Annotated in this window: 26 protein-coding genes; 14 read left to right on the top strand and 12 right to left on the bottom strand. The window is 71.5% G+C overall.

Annotation, left to right across the window (positions count from 1 at the left end; all coding sequences use genetic code 11):
• Positions 1 to 107: 107 nt before the first annotated feature.
• From AB0I28_RS05300 to AB0I28_RS05315, 4 genes are all read right to left on the bottom strand, one after another.
• Positions 108 to 578, bottom strand: coding sequence for a hypothetical protein (locus AB0I28_RS05300; RefSeq protein WP_357489694.1), 471 nt, complete (start codon positions 576 to 578; stop codon positions 108 to 110).
• A 169-nt stretch (positions 579 to 747) separates the two neighbouring features.
• Positions 748 to 1,677 carry an alpha/beta hydrolase gene (locus tag AB0I28_RS05305; protein WP_357489696.1) on the bottom strand — a complete coding sequence of 310 codons (930 nt, stop codon included), beginning with the start codon at positions 1,675 to 1,677 and terminating at the stop codon, positions 748 to 750.
• A gap of 56 nt (positions 1,678 to 1,733) precedes the next feature.
• The gene (locus AB0I28_RS05310; RefSeq protein WP_357489699.1) at positions 1,734 to 3,461 is read right to left on the bottom strand and encodes a beta-galactosidase family protein; all 1,728 of its coding nucleotides are present in this window, start codon (positions 3,459 to 3,461) and stop codon (positions 1,734 to 1,736) included.
• A gap of 375 nt (positions 3,462 to 3,836) precedes the next feature.
• Positions 3,837 to 4,370: a hypothetical protein gene (locus AB0I28_RS05315; protein ID WP_357489701.1), complete on the bottom strand. Its 534-nt coding sequence runs from the start codon at positions 4,368 to 4,370 to the stop codon at positions 3,837 to 3,839.
• A 111-nt stretch (positions 4,371 to 4,481) separates the two neighbouring features.
• Here AB0I28_RS05315 and AB0I28_RS05320 point away from each other — a divergent pair, with 111 nt between their 5' ends.
• The 4 genes from AB0I28_RS05320 (at position 4,482) to AB0I28_RS05335 (ending at position 8,918) form a co-directional block, all read left to right on the top strand.
• A complete protein-coding gene (locus tag AB0I28_RS05320; RefSeq protein WP_357489704.1) occupies positions 4,482 to 5,054 on the top strand; it encodes a DUF6058 family natural product biosynthesis protein in 573 nt (190 codons plus the stop codon).
• The gene (locus tag AB0I28_RS05325; protein ID WP_357489707.1) at positions 5,051 to 5,914 is read left to right on the top strand and encodes a DUF1932 domain-containing protein; all 864 of its coding nucleotides are present in this window, start codon (positions 5,051 to 5,053) and stop codon (positions 5,912 to 5,914) included. The genes AB0I28_RS05320 and AB0I28_RS05325 overlap by 4 nt, the downstream gene beginning before the upstream one ends.
• A gap of 66 nt (positions 5,915 to 5,980) precedes the next feature.
• The gene (locus AB0I28_RS05330) at positions 5,981 to 6,685 is read left to right on the top strand and encodes a hypothetical protein (RefSeq protein WP_357489710.1); all 705 of its coding nucleotides are present in this window, start codon (positions 5,981 to 5,983) and stop codon (positions 6,683 to 6,685) included.
• Positions 6,686 to 7,346: 661 nt separating this feature from the next.
• On the top strand, positions 7,347 to 8,918 hold the full coding sequence (locus tag AB0I28_RS05335) for a carbohydrate-binding protein (protein WP_357489713.1): 1,572 nt from the start codon (positions 7,347 to 7,349) through the stop codon (positions 8,916 to 8,918).
• Between the two features lie 51 nt (positions 8,919 to 8,969).
• Here the strand turns inward: AB0I28_RS05335 and AB0I28_RS05340 are convergent, their stop codons facing one another.
• A complete protein-coding gene (locus AB0I28_RS05340) occupies positions 8,970 to 9,695 on the bottom strand; it encodes an oxidoreductase (RefSeq protein ID WP_357489716.1) in 726 nt (241 codons plus the stop codon).
• Positions 9,696 to 9,931: 236 nt separating this feature from the next.
• Here AB0I28_RS05340 and acs point away from each other — a divergent pair, with 236 nt between their 5' ends.
• Positions 9,932 to 11,899 (top strand): acetate--CoA ligase, encoded by a 1,968-nt coding sequence (acs, locus tag AB0I28_RS05345; protein ID WP_357489719.1) that lies wholly within the window; start codon positions 9,932 to 9,934, stop codon positions 11,897 to 11,899.
• A gap of 88 nt (positions 11,900 to 11,987) precedes the next feature.
• Here the strand turns inward: acs and AB0I28_RS05350 are convergent, their stop codons facing one another.
• From AB0I28_RS05350 to AB0I28_RS05375, 6 genes are all read right to left on the bottom strand, one after another.
• Entirely contained in the window at positions 11,988 to 12,164 is a 177-nt protein-coding gene (locus tag AB0I28_RS05350) for a hypothetical protein (protein ID WP_357489722.1), read from the bottom strand.
• 121 nt (positions 12,165 to 12,285) lie between these two features.
• On the bottom strand, positions 12,286 to 13,164 hold the full coding sequence (locus AB0I28_RS05355; RefSeq protein WP_357489724.1) for a hypothetical protein: 879 nt from the start codon (positions 13,162 to 13,164) through the stop codon (positions 12,286 to 12,288).
• 123 nt (positions 13,165 to 13,287) lie between these two features.
• A complete protein-coding gene (locus AB0I28_RS05360; protein ID WP_357489725.1) occupies positions 13,288 to 13,989 on the bottom strand; it encodes a phosphocholine cytidylyltransferase family protein in 702 nt (233 codons plus the stop codon).
• A gap of 9 nt (positions 13,990 to 13,998) precedes the next feature.
• Positions 13,999 to 15,018 (bottom strand): LacI family DNA-binding transcriptional regulator, encoded by a 1,020-nt coding sequence (locus AB0I28_RS05365; RefSeq protein WP_357489727.1) that lies wholly within the window; start codon positions 15,016 to 15,018, stop codon positions 13,999 to 14,001.
• Positions 15,019 to 15,071: 53 nt separating this feature from the next.
• Complete coding sequence (locus AB0I28_RS05370; RefSeq protein ID WP_357489729.1) at positions 15,072 to 15,890, bottom strand: HAD-IB family hydrolase; 819 nt, start codon at positions 15,888 to 15,890, stop codon at positions 15,072 to 15,074.
• A 261-nt stretch (positions 15,891 to 16,151) separates the two neighbouring features.
• A complete protein-coding gene (locus tag AB0I28_RS05375) occupies positions 16,152 to 16,817 on the bottom strand; it encodes a hypothetical protein (protein ID WP_357489731.1) in 666 nt (221 codons plus the stop codon).
• A gap of 175 nt (positions 16,818 to 16,992) precedes the next feature.
• Between AB0I28_RS05375 and ssd the strand changes: the two genes are divergently transcribed.
• The 9 genes from ssd to AB0I28_RS05420 all read left to right on the top strand — a co-directional run bounded on the left by ssd (position 16,993) and on the right by AB0I28_RS05420 (position 23,847).
• On the top strand, positions 16,993 to 18,069 hold the full coding sequence (ssd, locus tag AB0I28_RS05380) for a septum site-determining protein Ssd (protein ID WP_357489733.1): 1,077 nt from the start codon (positions 16,993 to 16,995) through the stop codon (positions 18,067 to 18,069).
• Positions 18,066 to 19,103, top strand: coding sequence for a TadA family conjugal transfer-associated ATPase (locus AB0I28_RS05385; protein WP_357489735.1), 1,038 nt, complete (start codon positions 18,066 to 18,068; stop codon positions 19,101 to 19,103). The genes ssd and AB0I28_RS05385 overlap by 4 nt, the downstream gene beginning before the upstream one ends.
• 266 nt (positions 19,104 to 19,369) lie before the next feature.
• Positions 19,370 to 20,098: a hypothetical protein gene (locus tag AB0I28_RS05390; RefSeq protein WP_357489737.1), complete on the top strand. Its 729-nt coding sequence runs from the start codon at positions 19,370 to 19,372 to the stop codon at positions 20,096 to 20,098.
• Positions 20,095 to 20,280: a hypothetical protein gene (locus tag AB0I28_RS05395; RefSeq protein ID WP_357489739.1), complete on the top strand. Its 186-nt coding sequence runs from the start codon at positions 20,095 to 20,097 to the stop codon at positions 20,278 to 20,280. Before AB0I28_RS05390 ends, AB0I28_RS05395 begins: the two co-directional genes overlap by 4 nt.
• Positions 20,277 to 20,954, top strand: coding sequence for a type II secretion system F family protein (locus tag AB0I28_RS05400; protein ID WP_357489741.1), 678 nt, complete (start codon positions 20,277 to 20,279; stop codon positions 20,952 to 20,954). The genes AB0I28_RS05395 and AB0I28_RS05400 overlap by 4 nt, the downstream gene beginning before the upstream one ends.
• Before the next feature lie 12 nt (positions 20,955 to 20,966).
• Positions 20,967 to 21,137 (top strand): DUF4244 domain-containing protein, encoded by a 171-nt coding sequence (locus tag AB0I28_RS05405; protein ID WP_357489743.1) that lies wholly within the window; start codon positions 20,967 to 20,969, stop codon positions 21,135 to 21,137.
• A complete protein-coding gene (locus AB0I28_RS05410; RefSeq protein WP_357489745.1) occupies positions 21,134 to 21,535 on the top strand; it encodes a TadE family type IV pilus minor pilin in 402 nt (133 codons plus the stop codon). The genes AB0I28_RS05405 and AB0I28_RS05410 overlap by 4 nt, the downstream gene beginning before the upstream one ends.
• 668 nt (positions 21,536 to 22,203) lie before the next feature.
• Complete coding sequence (locus AB0I28_RS05415) at positions 22,204 to 22,656, top strand: Rv3654c family TadE-like protein (RefSeq protein ID WP_357489747.1); 453 nt, start codon at positions 22,204 to 22,206, stop codon at positions 22,654 to 22,656.
• Positions 22,657 to 22,941: 285 nt separating this feature from the next.
• Positions 22,942 to 23,847: a hypothetical protein gene (locus AB0I28_RS05420; protein ID WP_357489749.1), complete on the top strand. Its 906-nt coding sequence runs from the start codon at positions 22,942 to 22,944 to the stop codon at positions 23,845 to 23,847.
• Here the strand turns inward: AB0I28_RS05420 and AB0I28_RS05425 are convergent.
• Positions 23,831 to 24,679, bottom strand: a complete 849-nt coding sequence (locus tag AB0I28_RS05425) for a GNAT family N-acetyltransferase (protein WP_357489751.1) — start codon at positions 24,677 to 24,679, stop codon at positions 23,831 to 23,833. The genes AB0I28_RS05420 and AB0I28_RS05425 overlap by 17 nt on opposite strands.
• Positions 24,680 to 24,701: the final 22 nt, after the last annotated feature.

A 24,701-nucleotide genomic window follows, 5' to 3' on the forward strand; every position in this document is an offset into this window, starting at 1 on the left:
GGTGTTGCGCGCCGAAACTGGCAGTCACCGGCGTTTGGCACCGTCAACGGTGACCCTCACGCCGACAAGCACCCCGACCCTCGTCCACCGCGCCATCGCACGGGCCATCACGCCGCGCCACCGCCAGGCCGTCGGCCGCGATGTTTCACGTGAAACATGCGTTCGAGAGCACCCGCGACGGAGAGGGACCCCGCCGGGGCCCCTCCCTTCGTGCCTAGTGCCGGGTGCGGCGGCCGCCATCGTCGACGGCGGTGGCCCGCGTCGCCACGACGGTCGGCACGCCGACCAGGGCCGGGATCACCGTCCCCGCCGCGAGCGCCGCGAGCGCCGCGAGCAATCCTCCAGTGCGAAGTAGCAGACACCAGCAGGAATGCGCCGATCATCAGGCCCACCAGCGTGGTGACGAGCTGGTCGGTGCCGATTGCCGACGACACCCCCAGGACCTCGCCCTTGACGTCGTCGCCGGCGGCGCCCCACAGGAGCAGACCGCCGAGGAGACCGCCGACCAGCTGGGCGACGACATGGCCGGCGGCGTCGAGCCAGCCGACCCTGCCGCGCACGGCCAGGGAGAGGGTCACGATGGGGTCGAGGTGCGCGCCGGACGCTCCGGCGAACAGCCAGCCGTGGGCGTACCGAACGTCCTCAATGTCCAGTCTCCCATCGACCGTCTAAAAGAGACAGTCTCCGGAATCGCCACCGCCAACGCGACGGCCCATCGCGGCGGTGGAGCCGGCGACCGCCGGACGATCACATTTCCTTGATCCAGCGCAGGATCTCGCCGGTCACCAGCTCCGGAGCCTCCAGATGCGGGAAGTGACCGACGTCTTCGAGCAACAGCCACTCATAGCGCGCCTTCACATAACGGCCCGACCCCTGCGCCGTTCGCGGCAACACGGCAGTGTCGTAGGCGCCGTGCAACTGAAGCGTCGGCACCCGGATCGGCTCCTGCATCAACCGCACGAAACGCCGCCCCGCGACACGGATCCCCGTCCGGAACACCCACCGGTAGGCCTCCAGCGCGCAGAACGACACCTGCGGGATCTGCATCGCCTCCCGGCAGCGGCGGCTGTACTCGACGAAGTCGGCGGTCCCGGCCCAGCGCGGACCCGCCCAATGCCGGATGAACCGACCGATCATCCGCGCGCCGTCCTTGGTGACGACGTGCTCGTACCGCGGCAACTGGAAGCGCAGAATGTGCTTGCTCGCCGCGAGCTGACCGCGCGGGTCGACGGCAAGCGCCGTACGCAACCGCAGCGGATGGGCCGCCGACAGCACGATCAGCCGCCGCACCATCTGCGGATGGAAACTCGCCGTCGCCCAGCCGAGCATGCCGCCCAGGTCGTGGCCGACGATGACGGCGTCGCGCTCGCCGAGGGCGCGGATGAGCCCGGAGACGTCGCTGGCCATCGTGTAGGCGTCGTAGCCGCGCGGGGGCTTGTCGCTGGCGCCGTAACCGCGCAGGTCCATCGCGGCGACGCGGTAGCCGGCGTCGGCCAGGGCCTCGATCTGCTTGTGCCAGGTCCACCAGAATCCGGGGTATCCGTGCAGCAGGAGGATCAGCGGCCCGGTGCCCATCTCGGCGACGTGGAAACGGGAGCCGTTGGCGTCGATGAACCGGTGGCGCCAGGGACCATCGATCAGGACGTCGGTCTCGTCGAACGTCGCGGGCTGCATCATTGCTACAGCCTACGAAGTGGGACGATCCCTGTCCTGAGAAGAGACTGAGAGTCGGGTCACGCTCCGAGGTCGGGTGCGGACACCAGTTCGACCGACTTGTCGGTGACGCGTTCGGGATGGAGTTCGAGCACGACGATCTCGTTGACGCCGGTCTCGACGAGCGGCCACGGCACGTACAGCGTCCTTTGTGGACCGACCTGCCAGTACCGGCCGAGCGCGAAGCCGTTGACCCACACGTAACCCTTGACCCAACCGGGCAGCGCGAGGAAACCGTCGGCGACGTCCTCCGCGGTGAAAGTGCCCCGGTGGAAGGCCGGACCCGCGGCGGCATCCCCAGTGCCCCATGGCAACCCGGAGATGTCGTCGAGACCGAAGACCCTCGACTCCCAGCCGTGCAGCGTCTGCAACCGATGCCGCACGCCGCCCAGGATGCCCTTGCACTCGCCGACCAGCGGACCGTAGTTGACGCGCCCCATCGACTCGACGAGCAGTTCCAGCGTCGCCTCGGGCGCCGCCGAGGCGAGGTCGAGTTCGTTGACGCCGTCGCGTTCGAGGACCGCGAGTTCCTTGCCGTCGAGGTAGACCTGGGCGCGGTCGCGCAGGTCGTCGACGGTGAGCTTCTGGGTCTCGCGGGGACCGCGCAGGGTGTGGCGGTACATGACCACGGCGTGGTCGACGCCGAGCTGCTCGAAGGTCGGCGGCACGGCCGAGGTGTGAAACGGCAGGCCGGCCATCGCGGTGCGCAGCGGGAGAGTTTCGGTGAGGGCGATCCGGCGGGGCGGGAGGACCGGCGCGGGTGCGGGCGGTTCGACGTCGAGGGGCAGGAAGCGGCCGATGACCTCGCGGAAGAGGCCGTACTTGACGGTCGCCGCGCCGCGCTCGTCGATGGGGGCGTCGTAGTCGTACGACGTGACGGTCGGCTGGTAGCGCCCGTCGTGGTTGGCGCCGGCCCAGGTGCCGAAGTTCGTGCCGCCGTGCGCCATGTAGATGTTGACCGACGCGCCCGACTCCAGCATCTCGGCCAGGACGTCGGCGGCGTCCTGCGGATCGCGGGTGTGGTGCGGTTCGGTCCAGTGGTCGAACCAGCCGTTCCAGAACTCCATGCACCACGCCCGGTCGCCGGGCCGGACCTCGGCGAGCTTGGCGAATGCCTCCGCCGGCCGCGACCCGAAGTTGACCGTCGCGGGGATCCCCGGCACGGTCCCGCCGGTGAGCATCGCGTCCTCGGGCCCGTCGGAGGTGAACAGCGGAACGTCGATGCCGCGCTTCGCCAGACTTTCGGATACGTACCGAAGGTATGTCAAATCGCTGCCGAAGGAGCCGTACTCGTTCTCGACCTGGACGGCGATGACGTTCCCGCCGCGCGTGGACTGGTGGGCCGCGACGCGCGGGATCAGCTCGTCGAAGAAGGCGTCGACGGCCGCGAGGTAGACGTCGTCCATGCAGCGCAGCGGCTGGTCGCGGTTCTCGGCGCGCAACCACACCGGCAGGCCGCCGTTCTCCCACTCGGCGCAGATGTAGGGGCCGGGACGCACGATCGCGGCCAGGCCCTCGTCGGCGGCGGCGCGCAGGAAGCCCTCGATGTCGGCGAGGCCGCCGAAGTCGAACTCGCCGCGCCGGCGCTCGTGCAGGTTCCACGGCACGTAGGTCTCGACGGCGTTGGCGCCCATCGCGCGCAGCATGCGCAGGCGGTGCGGCCACTGCTGCGGGAGCACCCGGAAGTAGTGCAGGGCACCCGACACGATCAACCGGTTCGGGTCGGTGAAATCAGCGGTAGTCAACACGATCCGACACTGTACCCACACAAGATCCCGGTGACCAGCGGCGGTGCGAGACCCCTCGCGGACAAAAAGACGAAAAGGGATCGCCGCTAAGGCTTCCGTACTCGCAGGTAAGGGCGTACAAAGGTAATGCGGACCTCGCACAACGTCTTCGGGATACGTTCCCAGACTGTTGAGGAATGAGCTCCGTGCACGGCCGCCGGGTACCCACGCGCGACCAGCCGCGGGAGGCGCGACGTGCCGGGACCGACAGTGGTCCCGACACGACGAGATAAGCGCACGCATGGTAGCCAGGAATGGACGTGCCAGCGATGACGGCACCTCGTAGAGGTGCCGTCCTCCATGTGTGCCGGGTCCCGGCGCGCGGAAGTCGTCGTCCTAGTTACTGCCGGCCAGGTGCAGGTGCCGTCCCCGAAGCGCCGGCGCACCGTCCTCGTCCCAACGGAACGTCCGCAGCGCCGAGGCCGGGCCCACCGTGAACGACTCCGCCGGCAACGCCGAGGCCCGAACCCGCAACCATTCGATCCCGTCCACCAGCGCGATCTCCGCCGGCCCGTCGTACTCCACCCGGTCCAGCGACAACCGCGTCAACGTCGGGTGCGCGAAGACCGATCCGTTGATCCGCGCCCGGGTGATCCGCAAGGTCCTGATCTGCGGCGTCGCCTCCGCGAAGTCGACATCCCGCAAGTCGATGACCTCCCCGTCGGCGGGCCGCACCGTCAGCGACCGCACCCGCGTCCCCGCCTCCCGCAACCTCCGCGCCAGCCCCGCCAGGTCTCCGCGCGCGGCGCCGATCACCACCAGATCGAGCGCGGAGTCGTCCCGCGGATGACGCGACAGACCACCCGGCCGGGCGAACGAAGTCGTCATGGTGGCCCCGGGCGCGGGGCGGTACTCGCCGAACGCGATCATCTCTTCAGCTCCTGTCGTTAGGTGGCGAGACCATAACCGCGCCCACCGACAAGACCGTCCCTTGTGGACTTTCGGTGCGCGCCGAAGGATCGCGGGTCTAGCGTCGGGGACATGACCGGACCGCGCGAAACCGTCGCCGAACGCTTCCTCGCCCTCAACGGCGACCACCCCATGACGCCCGCCGACGACGCCTACGTCACCGAGCACTACGCCACCCTCGACGAGATCTGCGCCGGCCGCCGGGAAACCCCCGACGAACTGCGCGAACACATCCTCGCCGGACGTCTCCCGCTCCCCGGCTACCTCCGCTCCGACGGCGCCGAGATGGTCCACCGCGACTACCTCGCCCTCCCCGACGAGCACGGCCTCCACGCCCTCCCCGAGATCTTCGGCGACGAATACCCCGCCTACCTCAGCGGACGCTACGTCTGCCTCAAGTCGGTCACCGCCGCCAATATCCGCCGCAAGGACGAACTCGTCGTCGCCATCGAGGCCGGCACCGCAGACCCGCGACCCGCCGACGGAGTGCGGCGCGACGAGCTGCGCGCCCTCGTCGACGAACTCGACCTTCTCGAACCGCCCTTCACCGACTACGACCGGCTGCGTTTCGGCGGTCCGGTCTCCCGCGACCGCTGCATCGTCGCTGTACGCCGCGATCACCTCGGGGCTACCTTGACCGCATGACCCTGACCGTTGGACTCGTCGGCGCCGGATTCATGGGCGCCGGCATCGGCTGGGCGCTGCGCGAAGGCGGCGCCCACGTGCTCACCTCCGTCGGCGGGCGCTCGTCGCGGACCCGTGCGCTCGTCACCGACCGCGGACTGACCGCCGTCGACAGCCTCGACGAGGTCGTCGATGTCGCCGACGTGCTGCTCTCGATCGTGCCGCCCGCCTCGGCGCCGGCGGCCGCGGGCGAGGTCGCCGGCGCGGTCGCGCGTACCGGGCGCAGGCCCCTGTTCGCCGACCTCAACGCCGTCGCGCCGCCCACCGTCGAGGCGATCGCCGAGGTCTTGGCCGATCTCGACGTCGTCGACGGCAGCATCTCCGGATCCCCGCCCGACCGCAGCCCCGGCGCGATCGTGTACTTCTCCGGCCCGCGCGCCGCCGAGATCGCCGGTCTCCCGTGGCGCGACGCGATCCGCCCGGTCGTCGTCTCCGACCGCCTCGGCGCGGCCAGCGCGATCAAGATGTGCACCGCCAGCGTCTACAAAGGACTCGGCGCGCTCATGGCGAACGCCCTGGCCACCGCACACACGCACGACGTCGTCGACATCGTCGTCGAGGACCTGCGCCGCATGGCCGACCCGGTCGACAAGGTCGCCCTGTCGGCGGCCAAGGCCGACCGCTTCGTCGGCGAGATGCTGGAGATCGCCGCGACCCAGCGGGAGGCCGGGCTGTCGCCGGCGTTGTTCGAGGCCGTCGCCGAGGTCTGGCGAACCGTGGCGACGACCGAGCTCGCGGGCGTCGCGCCCGAAGATGTCGGCCGTAACGGCGATGCCGAAGCCGTCGTTCGGAGGCTGCGGACGGGTGAACTCGCGCCGTAGAGTGGCGCCGCGGTCGTAGCCTGCGCACGAACGCGAACACACCCCCCACGCGAAAGACATACGCCGATGGACCTTCTTGCCGCGGACTTCGAGAGCAACGCCCTGTTCAACGGGCTCGCCTACAGCTTCACGATCAGCGGCGTGCTGCTGATGATCGTGGCCGCCATCGGCGGGAAGAACACCATCGGCAAGCGGGTGTTCTTCGGGATCCTCGGGCTGGTTCTGGTGGTCGTCGGGCTGCTGTGCCTGGGCGGGGTGTGGAACGAGATCTGGATCGGCGGCGGGAAGTCGACGCTGTGCATCCTGTTCGGGCCGTGGGCGGCGCTGATCTGGGGGGTCGTCGGGCTGTTCAAGGCCAGTGAGAGCGGCGGGGACAAGCGCGACGTGCCCGCGCCGACCGCGCAGCAGTGGAACCAGCAGCAGGGCCTGCAGCAGTGGGGGGCGCCGGGGGCGCCGGGCACGGGGGCGCCGCAGCAGTGGGGGCAGGCGCCGCAGGGGCAGCCCGGGCAGACTGGTCAGCCGCAGCAGGGGTGGGGGCAGCAGGCTGCGCAGCCGCAGCAGTGGGGACAGCAGCCCGGCCAGTACGGGCAGCCGCAGGCGCCGCAACAGTGGGGGCAGCAGCCTCCGGCTCAGCCGGGCTGGGGTCAGCAGCCGCAACAGGGTCAGCAGCCAGGGCAGCCGCAGTGGGGCCAGCAGCCGGGACAGCCCGGGCAGCCCGGCCAGGCGGGGCAGCCGCCGCAGGGGTGGCAGCAGTACCCGCCGCAGACTTGAGTTCGCGGCGCCGACCGGCCGCCGGCTGTCGGTTGGTCCTCGTCGATGTGAGAGCCGCGCCGACCCGTTCACGCCTTCGATCACCACCTTGGCCGCGCCTCCAGCGCGGCGCGCGAGCCGGGCCGCCGTCGACCAGTTCACGCTCCGGTCGCCCCGGCGCCCACCACTGCCGCGCCCGCACGGGGCGTTGCCCGGAGGGGGCCAGTGGCTCGGGTGCGCGTGGGCGGCGTTCGGTGGGCAGGCGTCGTTGCATCCAGGCGAAACGCCCCCAAAAATAACGGTAAGGGTGAGGTCTGACAGTTTGTGGCGACCCCGGAGTTCGCCTGTGTCGCATCCTGGCGAATGCCCACCCGCCGCAGGCCGGAGTTCACCTCGCGGGCGCCACGTTCCCACCCAACGCCCACACCCCACGCCCCCACCGGCGAACGCCTGCCCGCCCCAATCCGCGACCCGCCCACGTTCCCCCTGCAACAGACCTGCAAGCAACCTGCAAACTCCAGCCCTTGATATTTGGAAAGCGCTTTCCTTAGCCTGAGGTTTCGCCGGCGTACCCGGCCGATTTCCAGTCGGTCACCCCACACCGGCGGTCCCCGCACCACCCCGCAAGCGGCTCCGGGCGGCAGCGCGAAGCCTGCGCCGCGCTCACATCCTTGGAGAACCGATGTCGAGAACCAAGACTCTCCTCGCCGGAACCGCCCTGGCCTTAACCGTCGGCTTACTGGCACCCGGCCATGCCCTCGCGGCCCCGGTCACCCACGAAGCCGAGACCTCTCCGGCCACCTGCACCGGCACCATCGACAGCAACTGGGGCGGCTTCACCGGCTCGGGCTTCTGCAACGCCAACAACGCCGTCGGCGCCGGCGCCCAGTTCACCGTGAACGCCTCGGCGGCCGGCAACGCCACGGTCGGCGTCCGCTTCGCCAACGGCACGACGACCGCCCGGCCGGCGCAGCTCGTCGTCAACGGCACCACCGTCCAGACGCCCTCGTTCGAGGGCACCGGCGCCTGGGACACCTGGGTCACCAAGACGCTGACGGTCGCGGTCCCGGCGGGCACCAGCACCATCCGCCTGAGCCCCACCACGGCCAACGGCCTCCCCAACGTCGACCACCTGGCCTTCGAGATCGGCGGCGGTACGACACCCCCGGCCGACGCGCTCTACGTCGCCCCCAACGGCACCGACGGGGCGGCCGGCACGATCGCCAACCCGACGACGCTCGGTTCGGCGATCACCCGCATCGCCGCTGGCGGCACGATCTACGCGCGTGGCGGCACCTACGCGTACTCGCAGACGGTCACCATCGCGACCGGCAACAACGGCACGTCGGGCGGCCTCAAGAAGCTGACCGCATACCCGGGCGAGCGGCCGGTGCTCAACTTCGCAGGCCAGAGCGAGGACCCCGCCAACCGCGGCCTGGCCGTCAACGGCAACTACTGGCACATCAGCGGCATCATCGTCGAGCGCGCCGGAGACAACGGCATCTTCGTCGGCGGCAGCAACAACATCTTCGAGCGCACCGTCACGCGCTTCAACCGCGACACCGGCCTCCAGCTGTCGCGGGCGCTGTCCAGCACACCCCAGTCGTTGTGGCCGGCGAACAACCTCATCCTCAGCGCCGAGTCGCACGACAACGCCGACTCCGACGGTGAGGACGCCGACGGCTTCGCCGCCAAGCTCACCTCCGGCCCCGGCAACGTCTTCCGCTACGCCGTCGCCCACAACAACATCGACGACGGCTGGGACCTCTACACCAAGACCGACACCGGCGCGATCGGCGCGGTCACGATCGAGGACTCCCTCGCCTACGAGAACGGAACCCTCAGCGACGGCTCCCAGGCGGGAAACGGTGACCGCAACGGCTACAAACTCGGCGGCGAGGACATCTCCGTCAACCACGTCGTCCGGCGCAGCATCGCCGTCGACAACGGCAAGCACGGCTTCACCTACAACCGCAACCTCGGCACCCAGACGATCTCGGCGAACGTCAGCGTCGACAACGCCGAGCGCAACTTCAACTTCGACGGCGGCAGCTCGGTGTTCCGCGACAACACGTCCTGCCGCAGTGGCAGCGGGACCAGCGACCGCATCGTCGGCAACACCGACTCCTCCAACCAGTTCTGGTCCGGCTCGAACGGCTCCCGCTGCTCCTCCTACAGCGGCGCCCTCGGCTGGTCCTTCGCCTCGGACGGCCGTCTGGTCGTGACCTTCGGCGGCAGGGTCGTGACCTTCTGACCGAGCGGCTTCACCGAGGCCGGGCGGGTGCGCGCAGGCGCGCCCGCCCGGTCAGCCGATCACCCGCGCGCAGACCGTCTCCATGACCTCGCAGCCCTCCTCGACCGCCGCCGCGTAATGCCGCAGCCACGACCGCACGCCGTCGGAGGTCCCGGTCGCGAACGCGTTCGACGACCCGAGGTACTCCGGCTCGCGCGCCGCGTGCCCCGCGTCGACGGCGATGAGCCCGCGCGGGTCGAGGCCCCGAACGGCCAGCGTCAACTTCGCTGCGGCCCTCGCGACCAGGCCGTTTCCCGTGTCGAAGACCCGCAGCGACAGCAGTTCGGCCTCGACGACGGCCGCCAGCAGGATCGCCGGCGACTCCCGGTCGGTCAGCGCCAGATCGCACAGCATCGAGAAGCGCTCACCGCCTCGAACCGGCCGGCCGAGCTCGTCGCCGGTAGCGAGCCCTCGCGCGGCGAGCAGGTGGAGGCGCGCGAGGGCCTGGCGCGGCGCCTTCTCCCATACGGTGACCAGTTCGGGCAGGGCGGCGGCGACTCGCAGCGCGCCCTGCACGACGGGGTCGGTGACCGCGCCGCCGCGCACCTCCTCGATGTCGTAGGAGGCGCCTTCGAGGGCGGCGGAGGCGACGGCGTCGACGAGGGAGACCTCGGTCGCCACGGTCGCGCCGTGCTTGCGCAGGGTCCGGTTCCACAGGGCCTTGTCGACGCGGGCGCGCGCCGACTCGAGCGCACCGGCGACGTCGGGGAGGTCCGTGAGGGGCGAGAGCGTGGTCATGACGCGACGTTACCGGCCGGTACCCGGGCGGCGGATTCGGGCTTAAGCTCCCAAAAGCAGTTGATCTTGCGTGATACTGCTCGCTGCTAGCAGTTCCACTCCATCGGCGTGCACCCCACGTGCTATCCGTGCGCATGTCGGGCGCGCTAGTGTCATGGGTCATACGGATCGACATCACGTCGCAGCGGAGCAGTAACGCGCGCGCAACGCCAGTACGACAAGGGAGCTCGTTGACCATGACAGACACCCCGCAGGAGACTCTCGCCAACCTCCTCACCGAGACCCGCAGGTTCGACCCGCCCCCGGCACTGGCGGCCACGGCGAACATCACCGCGGACGCGTACGAGCAGGCCTCCGCCGACCGCCTGGGCTTCTGGGAGCAGGCCGCGCGCCGCCTGCACTGGGGCACCGACTGGGAGCAGACCCTCGACTGGTCGAACCCTCCCTTCGCGAAGTGGTTCGTGGGCGGGAAACTCAACGTCGCCTACAACTGTCTCGACCGGCACGTCGAGGCGGGAAACGGCGACCGCGTCGCCATCTACTGGGAGGGCGAGCCGGAGGGCGACTCGCGCGTCATCAGCTACGCCGAACTGCTCACCGAGGTCAAGAAGGCCGCCAACGCGCTGACCGACCTGGGTGTGGTCGCCGGTGACCGCGTCGCGATCTACCTGCCGATGATCCCCGAGGCGGCCGTGTCCATGCTCGCCTGCGCGCGTATCGGCGCGACCCACAACGTCGTGTTCGGCGGCTTCTCCGTCGACGCGCTGTCGGGCCGCATCAAGGACGCCAGCGCCAAGGTCGTCATCACCGCCGACGGCGGCTACCGCCGTGGGAAACCCTCCGCGCTGAAGCCGACCGTCGACGAGTCGGTCGCGCTGTCGCCCTCGGTCGAGAAGGTCCTGGTCGTCCGCCGCACCGGCGAGGACGTCGCGTGGACCGACAAGGACGTCTGGTGGCACGACGTCGTCGACGGCGCCTCCGACGAGCACGAGGCCGAGAGCTTCGACGCCGAGCACCCGCTGTTCATCCTGTACACGTCGGGCACGACGGCCAAGCCGAAGGGCATCCTGCACACCACGGGGGGCTACCTGACGCAGGCGTCGTACACGCACCACGCGGTCTTCGACCTCAAGCCCGAGACGGACGTGTACTGGTGCACCGCCGACATCGGCTGGGTGACCGGGCACTCCTACATCGTCTACGGGCCGATGTCGAACGGCGCGACGCAGGTCATGTACGAGGGCACGCCCGACACGCCGCACCGCGGGCGCTTCTGGGAGATCGTCGAGAAGTACAAGGTCACGCTGCTCTACACCGCGCCGACCGCGATCCGCACCTTCGCCAAGTGGGGCGACGACATTCCCGCGAAGTTCGACCTGTCGAGCCTGCGCATTCTCGGCTCGGTCGGCGAGCCGATCAACCCCGAGGCGTGGATCTGGTACCGCGACAACATCGGCTCGGGTAAGACGCCGATCGTCGACACGTGGTGGCAGACCGAGACGGGCGCGATGATGATCTCGCCGCTGCCCGGCGTGACCTCGACCAAGCCCGGTTCGGCGCAGACGCCGCTGCCCGGCATCGCCGCCGACGTCGTCGACGACGAGGGCAACTCGGTGCCCAACGGGGGTGGCGGCTACCTGGTGCTGCGCGAGCCGTGGCCGAGCATGCTGCGCACCATCTGGGGCGACGACGAGCGCTTCATCGAGACCTACTGGTCGCGCTTCCAGGGCATGTACTTCGCCGGCGACGGCGCCAAGCGCGACGCCGACGGCGACATCTGGCTGCTGGGCCGCGTCGACGACGTGATGCTGGTGTCGGGGCACAACATCTCGACGACCGAGGTGGAGTCGGCGCTGGTGAGTCACCCGAAGGTGGCCGAGTCGGCGGTGGTCGGCGCGACCGACCCGATCACCGGGCAGGGCATCGTCGCGTTCGTGATCCTGCGCGGTTCGGTGGAACCCGACGACGGGCTGACCGGCGAGCTGCGCAACCACGTGGCCGCCAAGCTCGGGCCGATCGCGAAGCCCCGGCAGATCATGCTGGTCCCGGAGCTGCCGAAGACGCGTTCGGGGAAGATCATGCGCCGGCTGCTGCGCGACGTCGCCGAGCACCGTTCGCTGGGTGACGTGACGACGCTGCAGGACTCGGCGGTCATGGATCTGATCTCGCAGGGCATGGAGAAGCGGAAGTCGGACGAGGACTGAGTCCTCCCGCCGCCGCAGCGGCCCGGGCCTGACGGTCCGGGCCGCTTTCGCGTCGTCCCCGGCCCACCACGATGCCGGGGCGCGCCGGTCAGTCGGAGTCCTCGCGACCGGGTTCTGGTGCCGCGCGCGCCTCGCGCGCCTGGCGTGGAGGCGGGGTGCGCCATTCGCCGAGGTTCTCGACGGCTGTGGACGAGAGCAGTTCGAGCGTGAGGCCGCGCCCGGAGCCGGACGGCTCCGGAGGTGCCTCGTGGTCACGGGTGATCATGCCGACCCCCTTCTCACGGCAAACTGCTCATGCAGAATGCGTCTGACTGGTTCAACGAGTCGAAGGCGCGTCGGGTAACGGATGGAAAGGGGTGATTTGCGAGGGGTGCTTGTGCGACGAGTCAGTCGCGGCGGTGCTCGGCGAAGACCTCGTCGAGGGATTCGGCGGTCACCGCGCGCCTGATCCAGGTGCGGAACTGCTCCTCGTCGGCGGTGTTGCGGATTTCTTCGACGAGGTCGTCGCCCAGTTCGAAGCCGCGATCACCGAGCAGCCAGATGAGCGCCGTGGCCTCGCCCCGCAGCTCTCCGTCGGCCTCCGCCTCGGCGCGGTGGCGACGGATGAAGTCGCTCTTGAACTTGTACGTCATGGTGGTCATTGTGCGCTCCAGGATCGTGAACGCCGAAAAGTTGAGCGTGTCGGCGAGGTCTTCGTAGTACTTGGCGGCTTTGGCCTGCTCGATGCGATCGAGCAGTTCGAGCAGGGCGGCGGCGATCTCATCGAAGCGTTCGTGGCCCTGGTGAGCCAGCGCGGCCAGGATCGCGAGTCCGATGTTTCCCGTCCAGTTCTCCGGGCTGGTGATGACGGGGAAGTCGCCGGGTGAGACGGCCGTGGGGGTGATGCTCCCCGAAGGCCCCAGGCTGATCGGCTCGCCCGCCCAGTTGGCGACCGCCGTCGTCGGGCACCAGACGATCAGGGCGATCGGCGCCACCATCTGGCGGCGGATGTCGGTGGCGTAGACCGGCCAGGTGAACTTCTTGCGCGGGTCCACCTTTCGCTGGACCTCGATGGCGACCATCAGATCCGTGCCATCGGGGAAGGTCACTTTCGCGACCTTGTCCACGCGGAGTTCGGCGGGGTTGAGCTGGGTGCAGCGTTCCGAGGCGTACTCGACGCCGGCGGCCGGATCCCATGGAAGACCCACGTGGGCCATCAGATCCTTGAGCAGGTCCGGCGATTCCGTGAGCAGCTCGATCGGCGCCTCGTGTTCGCGAGTCACCATCTGACCTCCAAGTTGCAGTAGCAGATTGCTTCTGCGGAGATCAACGATCAACCATCACTCAAGGTGCGGACATCTGTACGAACTGTCGACTATGCGACAGGTGTTCGATCCATCCAGGCGCCGCTACGCGCGCGAGTCCAGCTCGTTCGCGCGGGTCAGGTCCTCGGCGAAGTCGACCTCGACGCACCCGAAGGCGGAGATGTCGACGGCGCGGACGCGCATGCCGCCGGACGAGATGGCGCCCTCGACGCCGCCCTCGAAGTAGTCGCTGTCATCGACGAGGTCGAGGTGGCGGACGAGCGTCGCGCGATCGTCCCCGGAGACGTAGTTGATGCCCACGGCCTCACCCAGCCCGCCGACGACCTTCTTCGACAGCTCGCGCACGTACCCGTCGTCGTCGAGGGTGTACTTGACCTCCTCGTCGGCGACGCGTTCGGTGTTGACGCACACGAAACTGCCGCCTTCGGCGATGACCGGCGCCAGCTCGGGCAGCAGGCCCGGCTCGAAGACGACGTCGCCGTTGAACCACAGCACCCCGCCCGCGGGCGCCAGCCGCAGCGCCTTCAGGAGGCTCTTCGAGGTGTTCGTCTGGTCGAACAGCTCGTTGTAGACGAAGGACGCGTCGCCGGCGGCGGCCTCCATGACCTGCTCCATCTTGAAGCCGACCACGATCGACACGTGTGCTGCCGGGAAGGTCGCCTGGATGTGCTCCAGCTGCTGACGCAGGATGCTGCGTCCGTCGGCGAGCGGGGTCAGCGGCTTCGGGTGGGGCCGGCCGAGGCGCGTGCCCATTCCCGCGGCGAGGATGACGACGTTCAGGGACATCCCCACACGTTACCCGCCGTTCAGCTCCACGACCGAGTCGCGCACGACGAGCTCGGCGACGGCCTCCACGACCGTGTCGGCGGGGCCGTCGAGGGCCAGGGAGAGCGCCCGCGAGCCCATGTCGCTCAGCGGGAGCCGCACGGTCGTCAGCGCCGGCGACAGGTCGGCGACGACGGGCACGTCGTCGAACCCGGCGACCGACACGTCGCCGGGCACCGCGATGCCGCGTTCGCGCAGGGCCGTGCAGAAGCCGGTGGCCATGACGTCGCCGGTGACGAACACGGCGGTGGCGGCGGTGTCGAAGTCGCGGCCGGCCTCGTAGCCGCCGTCGCGGCTGAAGTCGGCGTGCCGGACGGCGCCCTGGTCGAGGGTGATGCCGGCGGCGGCGAGGCCCTCGGTGAAACCGGCGAGGCGTTCGCCGACGGTCAGCAGGGTCGGCGGACCGGCGACGACACCGAAGGTTCGGTGCCCGGCGGCGGTGAGGTATTCGGCGAGGCGGCGGGCGCCGGCGTGGTTGTCGGGGCGCACGACGGCGCCGGGCAGGCCCGGCTGGCCGACGGAGACGACGTTGGCGCCGCCGGCGCGCAGTTCGTCGAGTTCGGCGGCGAGTTCGGCCTCGGCCTCGGCGTCGGTGGTGCGGGATCCGACGAGGATGGCCGCGCGGGGGCGGTGGGTGCGCAGGGCGGCGAGGTGGCCGGCCTTGGCGCGGGGGTCGCTGCCGGTGTCGGCGATGAGGACGCGCACGCCCCGGGCGTCGGCGGCCGACAGGACTCCGCCGGCGATCGCGGCGAAGTAGGGGTCGGCGACGTCGTGCAGGAGGAGGGCTATGGTCCCGGATGTCTTACGTGCGAGCGCCTGGGCTTGAGCGTTGGGGGTGTAACGAAGCTCACGCGCGGCGGCGAGGACACGTTCGTGGAGGGTTTTGGTGACCCGGTGGGGGGAGCCGTTCAGGACGCGGGACGCGGTCGCGGGGGAGACACCCGCGAGGGCTGCCACGTCCGCCAGACGGGCCTGCCGTTGCGTGGACATTGGGGGAAGGTAACACCCCCGGGCCAGGGAGTACGAGTCAGTGAACGGGCCTGTCAGGCGCTCGACGCCAGGGCGAGGCGGCGCTTGCGGCGCTTGGCGTAGAGGACCAGTCCGGCCGCGACGATGACGCCGAGGCCGATGGCGAGCGTCGCGGTGGGGATCGCGGGACGTTCGCGCAGGCTGGCGAAGCGGCGGCGCAGCGAGATCGGGTGCTTGAAGGTCACCATGGGCCAGTCGCGTTCACCTGCGACGCGGCGCAGCGCTCGGTCGGGGTTGACGGCGGTGGGGTTGCCGACGATCTCGAGCATCGGCACGTCGGTCACCGAATCGCTGTAGGCGTAGGACTCCGAGAGGTCGTAGCCGCGCGCGGCGGCGAGTTCGGTGATGGCCTCGGCTTTGACCGGGCCGGCCACATAGGTTTCGACGGCGCCGGTGTAGCGGCCGTCGGCGACGACCATGCGGGTGGCGATGACGTCGTCGACGCCGAGGAGCCTGCCGATCGGGCGGACCATCTCCTCGCCGGAGGCCGACACGAGGATGACGTCGCGTCCGGCGGACTGGTGTTCTTCGATGAGGGCGGCGGCCTCGGCGTAGATGTACGGGTCGATCAGATCGTGCAGCGTTTCGGCCACGATCTGGTTGACCTGCTCGACGGGCCAGCCGGCGCACAGTTTCGCGAGGTAGTCGCGGGTCCGGGCCATCTGGTCCTCGTCGGCGCCGGCGATCTTGTAGACGAGCTGGGCGTAGGCGGCGCGCAGCACGGCACCCCTGCTCATCAGGCCGCCTTGGTACAAAGGTCTGCCGAAAGCGAGAACACTCGACTTGGTGATGACCGTCTTGTCGAGGTCGAAGAACGCGGCGCTACCTGCCATGTCGATCAGTCTAGGTGGGGTAGACAAACGGCCGTGTGTCGTGCCACGTCATGCCTCCCGGCTCGACGCCGGGGTGCATCTTCGGGCATGCTTGTGGTACACACACAAGTGACGCGGTTTCATCTCCAACCTTGTTCCCGCGTCCATATGAACCCTCAGCGGTTGCCTCCCCCCGTGGCCGCTGAGCGGGTCTGGCTCGCATCCCCCCCGGAGCCGGACCCCCCGACGGCCCCTGTCTTCCCCCCCGATAGGGGCCGTCCTCTATTCCCCCGCAGCTCGCGCGTCCATTGCTGCCTCGATCCCGGCCAGCGCCAGTGCGAGGACTTCGCCGCTCGGACGCTCGTCGGCCCGCTCGATGTGGACGACCGGGAAGGGCCCCGACTCCAGTAGCCGCCGCGTGGTGGCGCGCTCCCGCTCCAGATGCGCGACGGCTCCGACGGTGTCGGCGACGGGCGGATCCGGGTCGTAGGAGTCGAGTTTGCGCACGTACCAGTCGATCCAGCCGGCCTCCTCGCGCGCAATCGCGCGGGGAAGCGCCGTCGCCGGATCGCCGTCGAGGTGCACGACGACGGTGGCCGTGTCCCCGACCGCCTCGCCGAGGTCGGCGACGAAACCTGCCAGTTCGTGCTCCCCGTGCCCCCACGCCAGCATTGACGGGAGGTAGGGGAGCAGGGCGTCGGTGACGGCGATGTCGTCGACCGTCCGCGCGTAGGCGGCGGTGGCCTGAACGAGTGCGGCGGGCGTGACCCGCTTGGTGGAAGCGAACTCCGCGGCGACTCGGGCGAACGCCGGGCGGGTGAGGATCTCCTCCTCGCGGAAGTGGTCGACTCGGCGGCCCGCGGCGGAAAGGGCTTCGTCCAGGGCCGCGCAGAGCGTCGACTTTCCGACACCCGGCGTCGAGCCGGTCACCGCGATCAGCAGAGGCATGGCGCCAGTGTGCTGCCCGACGGCCGCCGATGAGCGGTGCGGGGCCGCCCTGTTCACAGAGTTATCCACAACCGGTCAGTTATCCACAGCCCTCCCCGGGCTCCACTGGCGCGGGCGCTCCGGCTCGGGGACCGTCGAGTCAGCACATTCGGCCCGAACCAGGAGCGAAGCAGCCATGCCGTACAAAACAAGCACCGAACGCCCGCTGTTCATCACCGCCGACACCACCGTCCTCGACGGACTCCTGCGCATCACCTCCGCCGCCCGGCTCGACCCGATCGTGGCCCCGGACGTCACGGCGGCCCGCCGCTACTGGTCGCGCTCGCCATGCGTGGTCATCGGCCCCGACGCCGCCGAGGCCTGTGCCCGCGCCGAGTTCCCACACCGCGACCGCGTCGCCGTCCTCCTCCCCGACGACCCGCGCGCCCGCACCCAACCGTGGGGAGCGGCGGTGCGCATCGGTGCCTCCTACGTCGCCCCGCTCACCGCCGCCCACGCCTGGCTGAGCCGCTGGTTCGACCTCGAAGAGGCCCCGCTCGCGCCCGTCCTCGGCATCGTCGGCGGCGGTGGGGGCGCCGGTGCCAGCGTCGTGGCGGCGGCCCTCGCCGTGCGCGCGGCCCGCTCGGGAGCCCGGACCCTCCTCGTCGACTTCGACCCTCTCGGCGGCGGCCTCGACCTGCTCCTCGGCTGGGAGCGGCATCCCGGCCTGCGCTGGCCCGACCTCGACGAACCACCCGCCGAACTGCACGACGCCCTTCCCCACGACGAACGCCTCGCGCTGCTGTCCACCCGCGGCCCTGACCCGCTCAGTCTCGAACCTGCCGCTCCCGTCCCACCGCAGCTCGCCGACCGTGTTCTCGACGCCGCCCGCCGCTCCTTCGAGATCGTCGTCGCCGACCTGCCCCGCCGCCCCGACGCCGCCGCGACCCGCGTCGCCGAACGCTGCACCGGCGGCTACCTCGTCGTGCGCGGAGATGTCCACGGCAGCGCCGCCGCGCGCCGGGTCGTCACCGCCTACGGTCCGCACTGGGACCCGCCCCGCCTCCTCGTCCGCAAGACCCCCGGCGTCGCCCTCCCGCCGGCCGAGATCGCCGAGACCCTCGGCCTGCCCCTCGGCGGCGTCTACGAGACCGACCCGGTCCTCGCCGGGAACCTCCACCACGGCTCCTTCGAGCACATCCGCGACCGCAGCCGCATCGCCAACCTCTGCGCGGACCTGCTCGCCGACATCGAGGAGATGGCGGCGGCATGAAGACCTCCACTCTCGACGACGCCGGCCCGCTCGAGCCCTTCGTCTGCGACCCCGAGGTCACCGACCTCCTCGTCAACGGCCCCGAACACGTCTGGATCGACCGCGGGCACGGCCTCGAACGCGTCGAGGTCGACGTCGGCGGGGCCACCGCCGTGCGGCGCCTCGCGCAGCGCCTGGCCGCCGCGTGCGGTCGCCGGCTCGACGACGCGCACCCCTACGTCGACGCCCGCCTCGCCGACGGCACCCGCCTGCACGCCGTGCTGCCACCGGTGGCCGTGCGCGGCCCGTACCTGTCGCTGCGCATGTTCCGCTCGCGCGCCTTCACCCTCGGCGAACTCATCGACGCCGGCACGCTCACCCCCGGCGCGGCCGAGCTGCTCGCCGCGCTGGTCGCCGCACGTCTCGCCCTGCTCGTCACCGGCGGCACCGGCTCGGGGAAGACCACCCTGCTCAGCGCACTGCTCGGCCTGGTGGACCCCTCGGAGCGGATCGTCATCGTCGAGGACGCCGCCGAACTGCGCCCGGACCACCCGCACGTCCTCAGCCTCGAAGCCCGCACGTCCAATGTGGAGGGAGCCGGTTCGGTCGAACTCAAGGACCTCGTGCGGCAGGCCCTGCGGATGCGCCCGGACCGCATCATCGTCGGCGAGTGCCGCGGCGCCGAGGTCGCCGAGCTCCTGACGGCCCTCAACACCGGCCACGACGGAGGCGCCGGGACCGTTCACGCGAATAGTCCCGCCGACGTCCCGGCGCGCCTCGAAGCCCTCGCCCTGCCCCACGGCCTCGACCGTACGGGGCTGCACGCCCAGGTCGCCGCCGCGCTGCGGATGGTCCTGCACCTGCGCCGGACCCCGTCGGGGCGGGTCCTCGACGAGGTGAGCCTGCTGCGTCTCGGCCCGGACGGGCGCGGAGTGCGCGCGATCCCGGCTTGGCGCAGGAATTCGGGCGCCGGCCCGGCCGCGCCCGAACTCGCCGAGCTGCTTCGCGTCCGAGGCGTCGACGTACCCGAAGTCCTGGAGGCAGGCCGATGCTGAGCACCCGAACGCCCGTCGTGCGCCGTGGACGGCGCGGCCATCTGGGCCCTGACGGCGGGCCGATGCCGAGTCGGCGGTCGCTGGCGTCTTTGGCCCACGTGTCCGCCGAGCCGCCGAACTGGTCCCGCCGTCCGGGAGCAGCACCCCAGTACGCGAGCCTCCGCCGGCTCGGCGCCGAAACGGTGCTCGGCCGGCCCGACCGCGATTACCCACCCGCGCCAGGTGGCCGTGTGCTCTCTCGCGCACACCGCCCCGAAGGCGCGTCGATGCTCAGCACCCGGACCGGTCGCGCCCGCGCCCGCCTCGCCGCCCTCGGTCCCGTCCGCCGTCCGTCCACAACGGACCGTAAACGGGCCCTGGAGCGCCTGTCGCCGCTGCGATCCCGCCGGACGGCCTTCACCTACATCGCGGCGCTCGCCGCCGCCGGGTTCGCCTGGGAGGGGCCCGTCGCCGCCTTCCTGGCCGCCGTCTACAGCGCGGCCGCGCTCGTGGCCCTGCACCGCCACCGGGACGCCAAGTCGGCGGCCCTCGCCCGCGAACGCACCCGCCGCGCCATCGCCCTGCTCGCCGCCGACCTTCGCGCCGGCGCCCCTGCCCACCGGGCGGTCCAAGAGACCCTCGCCGCCCTTCCCACCGAAGGCGACCCGCTCTGCCGCACCGCCCGCCGCCGGCTGCGCGCCGCCTGGCAGGTCGCCGACACCACCGGCGCGGCCTGCGCCGACATCCTCGACCGCCTCGACGCCGACCTGCGCGCCAGGCTCCGCCGCGAAGCCCGCGCCGCCGTCCATGTCAGCGGCTCACGCGCCACCACGATCCTGCTCGCGGCCCTGCCCGTCGCCGGGCTGCTCATCGGCTCGGCACTGGGCGGCGACGTCCTCGCCGTCTTGTTCCACACCCCGGCCGGCGCCGCCTGTGCGCTGGCCGCCGTCGCACTCCAGATGCTGGGCCTGACCTGGGCCCGGCGGCTCACCACACCCAGGGAGGTTCCGTCATGACCACGCGCACCGGACTCGCCGAACCGGCCGACGACCAGCCCGCCGAGGACGGATTCTGGCCCTGGCACCTGTTCGCGCCATGGCACGCCGAGATCCGCTTCGGTGAGGACACACCGGTGATCCGGGCCATCGGGCCCGTCCACCGCCATCGCGGCACCGAACACGCCGGGAGCCGGGAATGAAGCCCGTCGAGCGCCTGCGCGGGCTGCGGACCCGCTCGGCGCCCACCTCGGCCCGCGAGCGCCTGCGAACCCGCGCCGCACGCCCGGCGCTGGCCGTCCTCATCGTGATCGCCGCCGTCGTCGTGCTCGGCCCCCTGGCCGGTCTGGTGACCGGATGCGCGGCGGCCTTCGCCGTCGACCGCGCCCTGCGCACCCGCGAACCACGAGCGGTTCTCAGGGCCCGCGCCATCGCCGCCGACGAGCTTCCCTTCGCCCTCGACCTGCTCGCCGCCTGCCTCACCGCGGGCTCGCCGACCGTCACGGCCATCCGCACGGTCGCCTCGGCCTCGGCGCCACCCCTGGCCGAACGCCTGCACGCCGTCGCGGCCGCGCTCGACCACGACCGCGACCCCGAGGAGGCGTGGAGACCGCTCGCCGACCTGCCCGGCGGGGAGCGCCTGATCGCCGCCGCCGTCCGCAGCAGCGGTTCGGGAGCCGCGCTGGCCGCCGGGCTGCGGCGCCTCGCCGAGGAGTCGCGGGAAGCCGCCGCGCACGCCGGTGAGGCGGCCGCCGAACGCGCCGGAGTCCTCGTGGTCATGCCCGTCGGGCTGTGCTTCCTCCCGGCCTTCGTGCTCATGGGGCTCGTACCCGTGATCGTCGCCGTCCTCGGCGACGTCATGCCGACCAACCAGTGAAAGGACAGGTTCATGGAACCGACGAAAACGCGCCGCCTGCGCGGCGACCGGGGCTCGATGTCGGGCGAGTACGCGATGGTCGCCATCGCCGCCGTGGGCTTCGCCGCGATCCTCTACAAGGTCGTCACCTCGGGAGCGGTGACCACGGCCCTCACCGCCATCATCGAAAGGGCACTGAGTTGAGCCGCCTCAGCCTGCGGCCCCGCAGCCGCCCGCGGTCTCACCGCCGGCACGGCAACGACCGCGAACGCGGATCCGTCACCGCCGAGTTCGCCGTCGTCCTCCCCGCCGCCGTCCTGCTGCTGACCGCGGGCCTCAGCGCCGTCAACGCCGTCACCACCCGCATCCAGTGCCTCGACGCCGCCCGGGAGGCCGCCCTCGCCGGCGCCCGGGGCGAGTCGGCGACCGCCGCCGCCAACCGCCGCGCCCCTCCCGGCGCCACCGTCACGGCGGCCGCCGCCGGTGACACCTTCCACGCCGAGGTCACCGCCTCGGTACCGCTCCTCGGCGACCTGCTGCCGCCGATCACCGTGTCCGGCGACGCCGTCGCCGCGATGGAACCGGAGGACACCACGTGGTGACCCCACCACCGCCCCACCCACCACCCCGCCCCCGACGAGTCCTCACCCGCTGGGGCAGGACCACGGCGACCCGGCCCACCCGGATCCGAGGCCCTCCCGACTCGACGGGTCCCGGCGGCCTGGACCCGGCGCCTGGACCCGGTGGGTGGGGATGGCGGGTGGGGACGGTGGGTGGGGATGGTGACCTGGACCCGGTGGGTCGGACCCGGTGGGTGGGGACGGTGACCTGGACCCGGTGGGTTTGGAAGGCGGGTGGGGACGGTGGCCCGGTCCCGGTGAGTCGGGGACGGTGAGCCGGAGGGCGGCCGGTGCGCGGTGGGTCGGGCTCGGGGAGCTGGTCCGGGGGCCTGAGCCTGCTGGCAACCGCCACCCGCTATCTGCCACCCGCGTCGGCGCTGCATCGCTCTCCTTCGCGCTGGGCCGCCGCCCTGCTGCTGCGAGCTCCGGCCGTGGCCGCCGGCCCTGCGCCCTTTGCTCGCGGTCTCGGCCTCGGTCTCGGCCTCGGTCTCGATCGCTTTGGCACACAGCCAACCCCAACGGCAGCGCCGTAGTCCATTCCCGCCGTCACCGTCACCGTCGCCGTCCCCAGCCGTGACCGTTTCCTGCCGACTCCAGCCGCCGCTGGCTCTTCACCTTCACTGTCGCGTCGTCCACTGAGAGGGTCCGCCATGCTCCACCTCCGTTTCCGCGCCTCGCGTCACTTCCCTCGTCGCCGTTTCCGCCGTTCCCTCGATCGCTTCCAGGGCCTTCTCCGCCGCCGCTCCCGCGCCGGCGGCGACTCCGGGGCGGTCTCCGTGAGTGCCCTCGGCGTCGGCTTGAGCGTTCTGCTCTTCGCTCTACTCGGCGTCACTCTCGGCGCCGCCCTCCACGCGCGCCACCAAGCCCAGTCGGCCGCGGACTTCGCCGCCCTCGCCGCGGCCTCGCGCGCCCTCGAAGGCCAACAGACCGCGTGTACGCACGCCCGCAACATCGCCGCCGCCAACAACGCGACCGTCACCTCCTGCGTCATCACCGGCTTGGAAGCGACGGTGACGGTCGAGGTCACCCCGGGCTTCGTGCCCGCCGCCGAACTCGGCGGCCAAGCGATAGCCTCCGCCCGTGCGGGTCCTGTGTGGGTCTAGGCCGGGCGACGGTCTTCCTCTCGGGAGCCCGCACACGCCAGAATCCGCCGGCCCGACTGCGCGAGTCGTCCCGCTGGGCTACGGCTGCGCGTGCCGAGTCACGCCCTTCGGCCGGGCCGCCGCTCGGAACTCCGACCGCCCCGCCACATGCGACCACCCCGCGACGGGCGAACCCCCGCCACGAGCGATCCACTGCCCCGCCACCGGCGCCCCTCCCCACGCCGGGTGACTCGCTCCCCGCCGCGGGGGACGCGGCCCGCCGTCGTCGCCGGAAACACTCGCGCCATGTCCCCGTCAGACCGCCTCACGACCATCCGGCGCATCGCGGGCTTCGCCGCCGCGGGCTCCGTTTCCCTCTACCTCGCCGTGAAGCTGGTCTGGGTCGCCTCCGCCCTCATCGTCGGCAACACCAGGCTCCCGGGGCAGTCCATGGGGGACTGGATCGCGCTCAACGTTGTCACCATCGCGATGGCGGGCGTCGGGGTGGCCCTGGGCCTTGCCCTCGCGATGCGTTGGGGTGCGCGTCTTCCGGCGGCGCCGGTGGTGTTCGTGGCCTGGGTCGGGGCGGGGTTGCTGGTGCCGATGATCCCGGTGATGATCTTGCGCGGGCTGATCGGGGAGAGCGGTGACGCGACGGCGGCGGCCACGACCACCACGACGACCACCACGACGACGGCGGCCACGGCGCCGGCCTGGCACGATGTCCTGCTCGTGCTCGGTTTCGGGGGGATGGCGGCGGGTTTGGCCGTCGCGGTTCCGATCTACGTGTGGCAGCGCTGGCCGCGGGCCTTCGACGCGGGACCGGTGGGTCGCCGGCCGTGGTGGGTGCTCGCTGCGGCCGGCGGACTTGCGGCACTGTGGTCCTACTGGGCGTTCGGGGGCGAGGTGGGGCTGCGGGTGAGCGGCACGCCCGTCGGTGACCGCCTGCTCCTGGCCAACTCGGCGCTGTGGGCGCTGGTCGGCGCAGTGAGCCTTGTTGCCCGCGGGCGGGTGCTCACGGCCCTTGGGTTCGCTGCCTCCGGCTCGCTGTTCGGCTGGGGCGCCTGGAGACTGCTCGCGACGGTGGCCGCTCCCGGCGGCTTCGCGCCACCGGCGCTCACGCCCGTGGCGCTCGTCGAGTACACGCTCGGCGTGGTGGTGGGCGTCGCGATGTTCGCGACCTTGCTTCGCCGCGTCAGAGGCTCTTGCTGAAGTACGCCAGCGTCCACTTCGGGAATCGGCGCCGGTGCGTCTCCACGTAACCGATGCCCTCGTAGAACGCCATCGCCTCGGGCATGTTGGTCGCGGTGTCCAGGTGCGCGAATCGGTACCCGACCTCGCGGGCTCGCCGTTCGAGGGCGGAGATCACCGTCCGCCCGACGCCGAGGCGCCGCGTGGCGGGATGGACGCGGACGTTGCGGATCTCGACCCCGTCGGCGGCGCCGGGACCGGCCGCGCGGATGCCGCCGCAGCCGACGACGCGGCCCTGGAACTCCGCAACGAGGAAGGCGATGTGGGAGGCGGGATCACCGATGTCGGCGAAGTTCTCCGGCGGTGCCGCCGCCTCGGGGAGGTCGATGGGGCGGCCGGGGTCGGCGGTGCGGCCGACGTTGGGCAGCGTCGCCAGCGTCCACAAGGTGCGCAGGTCGTCGGGGCGGGCCTCGCGGACGGAGATGAGCGGCCCGGGCTCGGTCGAGGCCAGCGCGAACAACTCGTCCACACCCAGCGGCCGGTCGAGCAGGTTCAGCACGGTCACGTCGTTCCCGGCGCGGTCGGCGGTGTGCTCCAGCCGGAAGGCCGACTCCCACACCTCGGCGGTCCGCTTCGACTCGGCGACCTTCCCCTCGCCCACCCGCACGTAGTTGTTGTACGACAGCCGCAGCCTGTCCTCGCCGGGAAGCCGCCAGGTGAACGCGCGGATCTCGGCGCCGCCGGCCCGTGCCAGCTCGTACCACCCCGTCCCGTCGGGCATGAGCGCGACGGAGGCCGCCTCCATACCGCCCAGGTAGAGGGGATCGGTGTGCCACAGACCGGTGAGGGACATCCGATCATGGTGCCGCGTGAAA

Origin of the sequence: Phytomonospora sp. NPDC050363 (assembly GCF_040655735.1) — a bacterium.
GTDB lineage: Bacteria > Actinomycetota > Actinomycetes > Mycobacteriales > Micromonosporaceae > Phytomonospora.